The organism is Larkinella rosea (assembly GCF_003858635.1).
Taxonomy (GTDB): domain Bacteria; phylum Bacteroidota; class Bacteroidia; order Cytophagales; family Spirosomataceae; genus Larkinella; species Larkinella rosea.
Window position 1 is genome coordinate 857,891 of record NZ_RQJO01000015.1, and the last position, 12,126, is coordinate 870,016.

The window sequence follows — 12,126 nt, forward strand, 5'->3', positions numbered from 1 at the left end:
CAGATCAATCACAAAGAGCATATAGTACGATCTGACAGGCTGGCTTCAAACTGATAAAATATCCTCCCAATTGTACCTTCTTTTGAACACATTTAGATAACTTCTACTTATGTACCCGTAATGCTGCATCTGGCCCACTACAATACCAGATGATATTCCAGCCTCTATTGCAAAAGATATAATATCGCGTTTATTCCCTTTTAGCTTACTCAGACGACCACGTAGATGTGGCGGTATAAGAGTCTCAACAGCAAAATCGTTGGCTTCAGATTCTCGTTCCTGAACATTGATTTCCGAAACCCCGGCTTCAGATTCTAGCCCTTCAACGAAAATACCCTTACCCTCATGCAATAATAAATGTCCTGCTTCATGAAAAAAAGTAAACCAAAACTGATCATCAGAAAGGTACCTAAAACTCAGCATCAATAGAGCCCTACCATTAGAAAGGAATTTAGTTGCGCCACTAGCTTTACAGCCTTGGGGGGCTCGAACAATTGCTACGGCGACTCCGGAATCAGCACAAAGTGAAATTAGTTTTGGAATAAATCTCCTAGGATTTTTTTCTTTTGTCAGTTGGCGGATCTGGCTTAAAGAAGCCCTGAAGGAACTAGAATCCCAAAGTTTGCAATCTATAGCGTTTCCAATAATTTCACCTTGTCTCAACCAACATGTAAGAGGACCGAGTTGGGATTTAAATGTTGGAGAGGTTCTGAAAGAAACCGATCCTGCTATACCTAATTTATATTCCCTTATCCAATCATCAATGGTTTGGATTCCAAAAAACTTTAAACAAGCTTCCAATTTATTGGATGTATCTTTTATCCAACCTAAATTCACCATCTCTTTGAAGGGGATGGCTTTCAACCATTTTTCTTCATCAAGTTTATTGACAGCTACAAGTGATTCTTGGTACTGCAGTTGCCTGTTTAACCAAAATTGCTCTGAAGCTCCCAAGACTTTTGTCAGTTGAGAAGCCGTTGTACTGGTAATAGCGGCCTCTCCATAAATCAGCCGATGAATGCAGTCGGCGGGTTGGCGCATTTGTTCCACAAAAGATTCTGTGGTGATATTTCTTTCTTTAAGAATATCTAAAATTGTATTTCCGGGTTTAGAAACCCAATTTGGTTGGAATGAGCTCATGATTTTAAATCCAGCGTTCGATTCTCAATATCTTGATGCGACTGACAGACAACCAATCTAAATCCCCCTGCGAATCGTTCTTTATTTTCCTATCATTTGCTGAGAAAATGAGACGGTAAACGTTATTCAAGTTGACCTTAAAAGTAGAATCGGGCAGTAATGTTGGTTCGCCGACAATTAGGTCCTTGGGCGATGTCGCAGCCCATAAATCAGCCAAACGGTTCTGCAATGCCTCGGCGACAAAAGTACCGTATTTTTCAATTGCCGTATCTTCGTCTTCGCAAATTTGTCGTATATCTCTATCGCCGAATGCTAACTCCACCGAAAAAGGTTAATAAAAGATAAACACGTAAATAAATTATTGAACAATAATAAGATAATTATTTTCTCAGACAATAAAACCCCTATACTTTTTGAATTTTTAATTGTTTACGCAATCAAAGCTTTGATGTTAGCTAATTTTACAACAAAGTATTTAGTAATAGGTTTTATAGCATATCAAACTCTCTTCTAAACCAGGCTCGGGTTTTCCTATACCACCTACGACATATCTTACCAATTCAGATACAGGTACATGCCGTTTTCTTCCAACTTATCAGCCTGCCCTACAATCACCCGCTCAACCGCATCCGGAACATTGCAGATCAAAACCGGTTTTGCTTTCGATCTCATCAACGCTGACCCGGTAGCTACTCCAAGGCTGCTCACCGGCCGTGTTGGTATTGGAAATCCAGACCGCAATAACCCGCGTCTGCGCGGTGATCCGGCTGATGTCGTCACTTCCTACCGGTAGCACAACGATCACCTTCCACATAGCCACCGGAACGGTTACTTTACCGCCCGCGATGCTGTTGGCCTCTCTGTATATTATTGAAATTTGTAATGCTGATAATTGTTATTATGTCAGGAATCGAACCTGAAACCTTCTGAACCAAAATCAGACGCTCTACCAATTGAGCTACAGGACAGTAATTCCGTCCACTGTGAATGGACGGTACTGGCACACCTGGAGCGATTCGAACGCCCGTCAACGGTTTTGGAGACCGCTATCCTAGCCACTGGACGACAGATGTATGTTACTTGAGGTCCGTCCCGGATTCGAACCGAGGGTATAGCTTTTGCAGAGCTGCGCCTTACCACTTGGCCAACGGACCATTATTTAATTCCGTCCACTCACACTGGACGGAACTCATTGTAGGAGTAACAGGACTCGAACCTGTGAAGCCGAAGCAGCGGATTTACAGTCCGCCGTAATTGCCGCTATACGATACTCCTATGTGTAGGGTGAGCCGGGCTCGAACCGACGACCTTAGCATCCCAAATGCCGCGCGCTACCGACTGCGCTACTACCCTGAGTTAAAAGAAAAAGCCCCTACCGATTGATTTCAGCAGGGGCTTCCTATGGAAAAGTCTTTGAACCTTATTCAATAGTCATACCCCTACCAGGCCAGTATTGGCTTTGTGGTTGACAGGGTTGATATTGATTGCGCTTGTTCATGCAGTAAATGTACGGACTTTTTCAAATACTCCAAATTCGAAGTCGTTTCTGTCGCAGAAACTAGCTACCCATTATGCCACCGGGTGATTATCTTCGCAGTGAGGGTATTAATCCAGAAACGGGCTTCTGCTATGGATGAAGGCAAAAACACTGAGATAGGAAAAGTATCTGAAGATCAAAAGCTATATGAGGAACGCAAGCGTTTGTTTCAGAAATCACACGGACTGGATCAGTGGCAGTGGCTTACCATAAAAAGATATGCCGAGAAATATCAAATTACTCCCCAGGTTGTCGAGGACTGGATTTTATCGGGTGTCATTCCTGCCAACTGTGTGGATGTCATACCAGTTAAGGAGGCAATTCGAATAATCATTGATCAGCCGTATATATGACTTATCGGCAAAAGTGGTAACTTCCGCTCCCACTACCATCTCTCTCCTTATGAATTACTGTATCGATTTCTTACCAATGACGGCACCCATATCTGGTAGTAACTGGGCGATCTACTACGTTTATGGGATGAGCCTGAAAGACGGCGTTTACCTCTCGGCCAACTAGTCCTATGCCCGAAAGCAGGCATTACACCTCATCCGAGCTGATGCTTTTAAGCCATTCATCCAGGAACCGGGTTGCGATGGTCAAATCGATCCACCGCTGAAGCTGGGGCAGACACTTATTTCCGGTTTCATCCATGGCCAGCTCTTACGGGTGATATTTTTATAGCGGGTTTCTTCCTGTAACGATTGATCAAACCAGGTTGGTCTTTAATTGATTGAAAGTTCCCAAGATCCAACGGCAGGATCTTGGCGAAAGAAGTATAGTGTTTTCCTCCCATCATCTAATAGAGCTACCTTTTTCTTCTATTAATTTCGACAATTCAAACCCATTTTTCATCAATTCGCATGATGTCAGTTGAGAATGCCCAGTTCTCAGTCTAGTTTTAGTCGGTATTTTTAACATCTATTTCATAGTTATGAAATCCATTCTACGCTCAATTGCAGCCTGCACCAGTTTGTTTATATTACTCGATGGTTGTATCCGGCAAGACCATCAGCCATCTATCCAAAAACCCGCCTGCCAGGTCCTGATGCTTACGGTAGATAGCAAAACTTCCGGACCGGATGCGTATAGTCGGGACGAAACGGTGATGCTGGATGGCCAGACCATAAAGATTGGAAAAACGGCCACCGATGTTTACAAATTTGATGAGCAAAACCGGATCATTGAAAGTAGTTGGGCCACCTACAACTACGGTGGCAACGGCGGTAAGGAAAAGTTTGAATACACCGCCGACCAGGTAATCATTACCTCTACCCACCTGGGGATGGATAATGGAGTACATCCTTTACCTCTGAATAAACAAGGGCTGCTGCTTTGGGATGGACTAAAATACGATGCAGAAGGGTTTCTGATCGAAAAAGTAGAAGGCAACGACACGATCACCTACACAATTGAAAATGGCAATATTGTCCGGGAAGAAAGGAAGACGACGCTTCCTGTTGCACGCACCTATGTGAGTCTTTACGAATATGATCTCACGAAACCGAATTTACCCAATTCGCATCCGTATAGTGGCAAAGTCAGTAAAAACCTGCTGGTTAAAGTCACCACAACCGATGGTACCAACATGACAGGCTCCTATTCGTACTCGTATCTCTTCGATGAATCCAAAGGACTAACCCGCAAATACCAGAAATTATCGAATGGCTATTACGTAGTTTACGACTATACCATTACCTGTCGATGATGGGATATTAGGTTGAGGGCTAGGTGCGGGTAATCTGTTTTCAAATTCAACCTTGCGATTAAAATGCGGATGCATGACGCTCCCCTTTCTATTTGTACTCTTGGGAAAATGGCAGAGGGTAACCCATTATTCCTATCTACAATTCTACACTTTCAGCAATGCCCTAACCGTTTCTATCCGATGTTAACTGATTAAGGTATTTAAACAATCATGCCCCTAATTCAATCTGACTATATTTGATATTAATAATATAATTTTATCAATATTAAATATAACAAAATGGGAAAATAATTTCTGACAATTAGTTGCACAAATGGCGGATTTTGTCTTATAATTGCGGACGAATGATCACATATGTTCTCCATAACTCTGTATTCTCTAAGCATAATCCTTAAATCCCTTTCATAATTATTTATAGTTAATACTAGAAAAACACAATAAAAAGAAGGCCTTAAATCAACTATAGCAAGGCAACAACTCCCATTTTGAGAAAATATTGACTGCGTGATTAGGACAGCCATGACCTTGAGGCTAAAGTAATTGTTCGATAATTATCTGAGTCGTTTTAGTGGAAAGTCAAATCTTCCTAAAGTCGCCTTATTAAAATTATCGATCTCTCGATCAACATCTTATCACTAATTACCCGCCGTGTTGCGGTATACTATTGCCGACGCCAGTTTTCACTATTCTAATTTTAGTCGACAGACTTTAATAAGGAGTTGGCTCTAAAGTCTAATGACAATCTTAACATAAATAGTATTTTCAATATTTATCCATTTCATACATTATTCATATGTAAAATTTAAAAAATCAAATTTTACTGACTTTTACCATCTTTCCTTAATCACATCATCTTATGAAAACAACGTTACCAACGGTAGTCAAAAAAAATCCGGTCAAGAAATGGCTTCTTGCGAGTCTAATCGGGTTGACTTCATTTTCAAACTCCTTGCAGGCCGACTTGCCCAAAAAGCCTACCCCCAAATTACCTCCTCCCATAAATTTGGCCAGTTACTATGGTCTACCAGGCAATGGCAAACCTACCCCGCTTATTAGCACAGTATCAAAGCCTAAGTGGGTGGATAACGACCCCGTTCGATTCCAGATTAGCAGCTCAAAAAAGGAAGTTGTACTGGGTGAGGAAATCGAAATTACAATTAAAGCCCATTTGCTGTCTATTTCACCTTCCCTGCTTTTTACCTTCGAAGGTTCTAATTCGTTCCGGCTCAAATTGCTTATTCCTGATGGATTTGTAACGACTGGAGGGACTTACACTGATCTGGTCGGACAAGAGCTTACCCGGGCTAATCCGACGGTTCAATACACGTTAAAAGGCTATTTTACCAAAATCGGCTCCATCAATGATTTTCGATTATTACGAGGTAATGGGTCAGCCGATCAACACAGTCTTTTCGTTGAGAAAGCACAGGTAACGTTTTCGGTGCTTTCCTACGACCAGATCGCTCACCACTCATCAGCCCGGGCGATGAGTACGATTTGCCAGGAATCGGAGGCTGCGAAGCCTTCTGCCGCTTCGAATGAGCCTGCTGCTTCGGGTGGTCAGTTCGTTAGTTCGGGTAATTCATCCGAGTTCGTCGATTACACGCTGACAGCCGCCAGTAGCGGCACCGCTACCTTGACCTTCAGTTATGCAACCTCCGAAACACCTACCGCGAAAATCACCATCAATGGGGTCGTCCAGCCGGATCTGGCGCTGACCAGCACCGGCAGCTGGAATGTCTTTCAAACCAAAACCTTCACCGCTTCGCTGAATTCCGGCTCGAATACGATCCGCATTACTACGGGCGGGGGGACCTTCCGCCAGGACAAGCTATGTCTGGAAGATAGCCAAACTAGTGGCTGCAATCTAACGATGGTTCGGGTCTATCCCCGTACCGATTGCCCGGCTTGTGTAGGGCGCACGGTGGGTGCACAGATTCAGGTATCAACCGTTGGCAAAGACGGGCCCTGGACGACGATTTTAACTATTCCCAGTGGGGAGACCACCAGTTGGCGGGAATTTCCGGTGAGTGGGGGCACGGGAAATTATAAAGCCATCCGGTATGTATCGCCAACCGCGGCCAACTGCAATGTGGCTGAACTGGAATTTTATGCAAGTACCACCAAGCTGACGGGAACGGTATTTGCCGACGCAGGTGGCCCCCATCAGGGGAATCAGTCCGTAAGTGCGGACAAAGCCTTTGATGGCAATACGAGTACCTATTACGACGCGCTGAATCCCACCGGAGGGTATGTGGGTCTGGAGTTGATCAGTTGTTCGGGTGGGGGCACGACCAACAATCTGGTCGTAAGTCCCCTTTCAATAAATGCCTCCGCTCCTGCCAGTACACCTACCATCAGCGTTACTGCCAACGTGGCCTGGACGGTCAGTGAGAGTTTGGATTGGCTGAGTGTCAGTTCTTCTTCCGGGAGCAATAACGGGAGCTTTACGATCAATATCACCGCAAACACGACCACTAGCGTCCGGAGTGGATCGGTAACGGTTTCCGGGGGAGGTATTACGCAGACGATCAATGTTTCGCAAGCCCAGGCCAGTACCACGGGCTGTAGTCTCACCCTGATCCGAATTCATCCCCGGGCGAGCTGCTGCAGCGGTCGCACCATCGGAGGTCAGGTTCAGGTATCCACCGTGGGTAAAGACGGCCCCTGGACCACCGTACTAACCATTCCTACTGAAGCGACGGGTTGGAATGAATTCACCCTCACGGGGCAGACGGGTGCGTACAAAGCGATTCGTTATTTAGCCCCCAATGCCAGTTACGGAAATGTGGGCGAGTTGGAATTCTATTCAGGTACCACCAAATTCACGGGAACAACCTTTGGTTCAACCTCTTCGGAAGGGGCAGGAAACAATTTTGACAAAGCCTTTGATGGCAATGTCAACACCCATTTCGAGTCCAATACGAGCAGTGGTGGCTATGTTGGCCTGGAGCTAACGAATTGTGCGGGAGGAGGTACGACCAACAACCTGGTAGTAAGCCCGACAACGGTCAGTGCGTCATCCGCTTCGAGTACGCCCACCATCACCATCACTTCCAACGTAGCCTGGACGGCCAGTGAGAATCTGGATTGGCTCAGCTTAAATGCATCCTCCGGGAGCAATAACGGGAGCTTTATGATCAATATCACCGCCAATACCACGAGTAATACCCGCAGTGGGTCCATTACTGTAACCGGGGGTGGAATTACCCAAACCATTACCGTTTCTCAATCTCCGGCCAGCGGTGGAAGTACGCAATGTACGCCTTTTACAGAGGTATGCTCGGGTAACCAGTCCGAAATCCGTAATCAAACGATTACCGTCGCTACGGGTGGCACTTACACGATGCTGATTCATTATAAATCATCAGAAAAAGCGGTGACGAGTAATTTGCTCATCGATGGCATCGCTCAGTCCGTAACGTATCCTCAGACCAGCACCTATCTGGATAAAACGGTGAGTAATGTCGTGTTGACGGCCGGCAATCACGTGATTGGTTTAAGTAGCGGAGCTGATGGCGGTTACATTTGCTTTGATAAAATTTGCCTGAGTGGAAGTGGTGGAAATGGCAACTGTCCCCAAACACCGACCGCATCGGTGAGCAATCCTACCCCAAACTGCGGCACCTCCGTTAGTTTGAGTGCCGGCTGTAGTGGAACCGATTGCAGTGGCGTAAGCTATACCTGGAACGGGAATGGTTTGAACCAAAACGGGCAAACGGTGGCACTGGCGGCTCCCAGCACCAACGGTTTTTATAGCTACACCGTTACGATGAGTAAAAGTGGTTGCAGTACAACGACAGCCGTGGTTTCATTGACGGTTAGCTCCTGTACCTCATCGGTGATCAGTGACCTTCGGCTGGCGATACCCGAAATGGCATTTGATATGGAAAATCCGCTACAGAATAGTAGCGGCAGTTTCTATTCCGATGACAATAAACAATTTGGGGTCGTTGATTATCAATATACGAATGAAGATCGCCGTGTACCCATTTTACCCTGGATGGTCCAGCTACGAAATGGCGCAACGGCCTTAAATGGACGTACTATGGGTGGTCATGGCTGGGCTACCTGGACGAAAATGAAACCTGATCCTGCCGGTCAGAATGGGGGCAGTGTCTGGCAACGCGGCCACATTAATCCCTATTGGACCAACCAGATCCGCAACCAGCTCACGTATTGTCAGCAAAATAACCTCAAGTTGGGGTTGATGTTAGTTCCCTACCGGGAACAGTCCAAAACGACCGGCTTTTTGACGACTACTGAAAGTCAATATGCTCAACCTACGGGCGATTTGACCAACCAGGATGGCCCCGTGATGCATATGGAGTATGCTACTGCTGCCTTGACCAATCTAAATGATTTTAGTAACCCGGCCGTCCGGATGTACTGGGACTTTTACGATGCTATTACCGAAATTAAAAGTTTCCATGAATCGGGTGTCCTCACCTATGCCACGTTAGGCATGCGCCGTACGCACGAAATTGGCTATGACCTAAGAGGAGGAGCAGAGAGTATTTTTGGCGATTATCATGAAGTGGCTCATGAAGGCTTGCGGACCTGGTTAAAAGGGAAACTGTCGGGAAGTAACGATGCGCAAAAGTTACAAACATTGAATGGGCGGTGGGGTACAAATTACCAAAATTGGAGCGAAGTGCAGATTAGCTACAGTACCTATATGCCTTTACTCAATTCGTTCAACGATACTCCGAAAGGCAGAGAAATACTTGCCTACCGGATGAAGTCCGTTGCCGATATGATGTGTCTGATGGCCAAGGCCTGGTGGACCCAATGCCCTGGCATTCACATGGTATTGGACATTGGTCAAATATTCGGCGGGCAGGCAATGGCAACAGGCACCTGTGACATTGCTTATCTCCTTCAACGATTGAAAGCACTCCAGATTAGCATGGGAGCCACGGGTAAGATCGTCGTTAAACTGAATGGAGCAGCTTGGGACAATCTAAGTTATCATGCGACCGCTCTCCGGCAGATTTGCCAGCAAAATTTAGGCTATTCGTTCGTGATCACTGAATTGGACTATGGTTCCGGCCACTGGAATGGAACGAATATCGAGGGTCGACCTTTAAGTGATGTTGTGGATAATATTTATCAATTTCAGCGGTATTCCGGGGGAAATGCCAGTATTACGTTTTTGGATGGTAATTCCTGGGAAGCTGTAGGCGGAGGAAGAGCGGTTGCTCAGGCGTACTTACAAAAAACAAACCGAGCCACAGCTCCTTATTCATTCTGTTATGACGGCAACTGTTCATCCAATGTCCTGACCACCGGCGTTCGACCGATGTTGGTTGAAGGATATAATCTGGAAAGCCAAATGAAAACAGGCTCCTTTAATTATTTAAATCAGGACGTTCGGATTAATTTTCAAAGCTTGACCGAGTACAACTAAGGAGCAAGATGCATAACATTCGGTTAATTTAAGTGAAGGAGTCAGTACCTAATCCGATATCTAACGTTTTCAAACCACACTGCTATTGATTAGGTATTGACTCTTTTAACCGTATATTGAAGCGATCCATCAATTTTCGGTATGGAAGTTAGATAAGCAGAGCAAAGAAACAATGTTCGCATTTAGCCTTAATTGGCTTAATTTAGGGTGAGCATTCTACCCTTTAATAACACCCGGTTCCAATATATTGGAACCGGGTCGTTTTTTTATAAACGGTGGCTGTTTTCGGACATAATCCAGCACCTGTTCAATGGGAAATAATGAAAGGCTGGCTGGTGATTGATGCCAATGGGAAGTCCCGTCAGCGGGATCTGATCCACTGGCTGACGATTGCACTTTCCCCAACGGCGCAGACAAGGAATGGCCGAAAGCGGAGGAGGTAAAATGGTATACGATCCCGGCTTCTATTTGAATAGGAATGTCTTATTATGATCTACTGCCATTCAGGAAGTTACATTTGCGAAAGCTGCGGGGATTGCGTAGGTTGGAGGAAGGGACGTATTGTTATAAGATGGATTATTACTTATTCCTTGATGAAAGCGGGGATCACGGTTTAACTAAGATAAATCCGGACTTTCCAGTGCTTGTATTGTGTGGTATACTAATTTCTGGTGGAAACTATAGGGTATTAAGAGCGAGAATAAATGAGTTGAAGATTCAGATCTGGGGCAACAAGGGGATTGTTTTTCATTCAAAGGAAATCCGAAAGCGAGAGAATGATTTCTCGTTGTTTAAGGATAGAGAGGTAATGATGCGTTTTATTGAAGGATTTAACAGTATAGTGTCCGAATGTAACTACCGGATTATTTCCACCGCAATCCGTAAAGAGGCCTACAAAGATAGATATCATAACCCCTTTACGGGGGTTTATCAAAAGGCACTTTCTTTTATCATTGAGAGAACAGTGTTTTCACTTGACGAGCGCCGAATGGATGTTCCACAAGTTAAAATAGTAGCTGAAAGTCGCGGAAACTCAAATGATCTTGATATAATGCGGCATATTGAATACCTAAAAATTCACGGTACAGGCTACGTATCTGCTTATCGGATTAACAACTACGGCTTTAATTATGCATTCCTCAAGAAAAGTTTTAATATAAATGGCTTGCAGTTTGCAGATATGTTAGCCTATCCAATCGCCAGGTATGTCATAAATAGTTTCGACCCCAGCGTAAATTTTGATTTAATGAAAAAGAAGTTTTATCAAGATAATGAGGGGAAAATGCAGGGTTATGGATTAAAAATATTCCCATAAAAAACAAAAAGTCAGCTATTAAGCTGACTCTCTGCCGATCGGGATCCCCCGGTCCAAGCCTAAAAAGGTCGCACAAATATTAGTACGAATATTAATATATCCAAAATATATAGATTAAAAATAACTAATTGAATGCCAAGTACATATTCTTTCCTTCTGGTATACAGCTTCTTTCTTTTATAATCTCATCATACATCCAACTGGCCGAGTCCCACTCCCAGCGCTTAACTACCAGGAAGAAATCGCGAACCATAACCTTCAACTCCCAATCGAATCCGGCCGGCTTGAAAGGATCGACCTCGCACACTTCACACAGGGCAGGCCAGTGACTGATCCTGTCAATTAGTTTGGTTTCAAGCTTTATCGGCGGGCTTTTTCTTAACCACCTCACAGGCTCCTAATTCCCACCACTGTTGTCATCACACCGACCACGCCAACGAATCCCAGGACCACCCGTCGATACCGGCGACCAAACCGCGTTGTAGGGATAAATTGTCCTTTCTGCGGCTTAACCGGTGCTGGAGCGTAATCCTGGGCGGTGTCCACTGGGGGAATGGTGTCGGGCCTGGCGAGAGACAGGGCAGAATAGAGTAGCAGTGTTTTCATACTGCTTAGACGGAATTTCAGCAGAAGGTCACACTGAACTGTGCTCCAAAAATAAGGGCAGCCATCGACGGACTCTTCCCTTTCTTACCCATTTTGTCCACTTTCATTTGACGACGTACACTAAAAGGTCATCTTATTATCGGTCGCATATTCGGTGAGCAATTGCGGATTCTGGGCATATTGAGTATGCTGCTTCACCAATACGGATGCCCGCTGAAAAACAGTTTCCAGCGTTTCACCAGGCTTTAGGTACCGGAGCAGAGCGTCGGTATAAACTCCATTACGACCCGTACCGTTCTTGGCCACATTGTTCCAGCCTGTGGCCATTGCCAGATACATGTTACCCAGACCAGCTATATTCGTAATCGTCTTGAATCCCCGATCGCCAAGATCACGTCGACTACCCGGCC

8 protein-coding genes and 4 tRNA genes are annotated in these 12,126 nt (G+C 45.1%); 4 read left to right on the forward strand and 8 right to left on the reverse strand.

The genetic code is table 11. The features are described from left to right. Positions 1 to 45: 45 nt before the first annotated feature. The 7 genes from EHT25_RS30100 to EHT25_RS30135 form a co-directional block, all read right to left on the reverse strand. Positions 46 to 1,140: an ImmA/IrrE family metallo-endopeptidase gene (locus tag EHT25_RS30100; RefSeq protein ID WP_124879129.1), complete on the reverse strand. Its 1,095-nt coding sequence runs from the start codon at positions 1,138 to 1,140 to the stop codon at positions 46 to 48. Between the two features lie 4 nt (positions 1,141 to 1,144). After that, positions 1,145 to 1,462, reverse strand: a complete 318-nt coding sequence (locus EHT25_RS30105) for a hypothetical protein (protein WP_124879130.1) — start codon at positions 1,460 to 1,462, stop codon at positions 1,145 to 1,147. A 297-nt stretch (positions 1,463 to 1,759) separates the two neighbouring features. Then, entirely contained in the window at positions 1,760 to 1,954 is a 195-nt protein-coding gene (locus tag EHT25_RS30110; protein WP_229311845.1) for a DNA/RNA non-specific endonuclease, read from the reverse strand. Between the two features lie 184 nt (positions 1,955 to 2,138). After that, positions 2,139 to 2,213 (reverse strand) — tRNA-Trp (locus tag EHT25_RS30120). A 10-nt stretch (positions 2,214 to 2,223) separates the two neighbouring features. Beyond that, positions 2,224 to 2,294: transfer RNA gene (locus tag EHT25_RS30125), tRNA-Cys, on the reverse strand. Between the two features lie 41 nt (positions 2,295 to 2,335). Continuing rightward, positions 2,336 to 2,415 (reverse strand) — tRNA-Tyr (locus tag EHT25_RS30130). A gap of 5 nt (positions 2,416 to 2,420) precedes the next feature. Beyond that, positions 2,421 to 2,493 (reverse strand) — tRNA-Pro (locus tag EHT25_RS30135). Between the two features lie 276 nt (positions 2,494 to 2,769). On the opposite strand from EHT25_RS30135, the gene EHT25_RS30140 reads away from it, so the two are divergent. From EHT25_RS30140 to EHT25_RS30155, 4 genes are all read left to right on the forward strand, one after another. Continuing rightward, on the forward strand, positions 2,770 to 3,030 hold the full coding sequence (locus EHT25_RS30140; RefSeq protein WP_124879131.1) for a hypothetical protein: 261 nt from the start codon (positions 2,770 to 2,772) through the stop codon (positions 3,028 to 3,030). A gap of 581 nt (positions 3,031 to 3,611) precedes the next feature. Further along, positions 3,612 to 4,385, forward strand: a complete 774-nt coding sequence (locus tag EHT25_RS30145) for a hypothetical protein (RefSeq protein WP_124879132.1) — start codon at positions 3,612 to 3,614, stop codon at positions 4,383 to 4,385. A 1,078-nt stretch (positions 4,386 to 5,463) separates the two neighbouring features. Then, positions 5,464 to 9,795 (forward strand): BACON domain-containing protein, encoded by a 4,332-nt coding sequence (locus tag EHT25_RS30150; protein WP_185731535.1) that lies wholly within the window; start codon positions 5,464 to 5,466, stop codon positions 9,793 to 9,795. Positions 9,796 to 10,366: 571 nt separating this feature from the next. Next, on the forward strand, positions 10,367 to 11,110 hold the full coding sequence (locus EHT25_RS30155; protein WP_185731536.1) for a DUF3800 domain-containing protein: 744 nt from the start codon (positions 10,367 to 10,369) through the stop codon (positions 11,108 to 11,110). 726 nt (positions 11,111 to 11,836) lie between these two features. Here the strand turns inward: EHT25_RS30155 and EHT25_RS30160 are convergent. Beyond that, a partial coding sequence (locus EHT25_RS30160) for a caspase family protein (RefSeq protein ID WP_148095913.1) occupies positions 11,837 to 12,126 on the reverse strand: 290 nt, incomplete at its 5' end.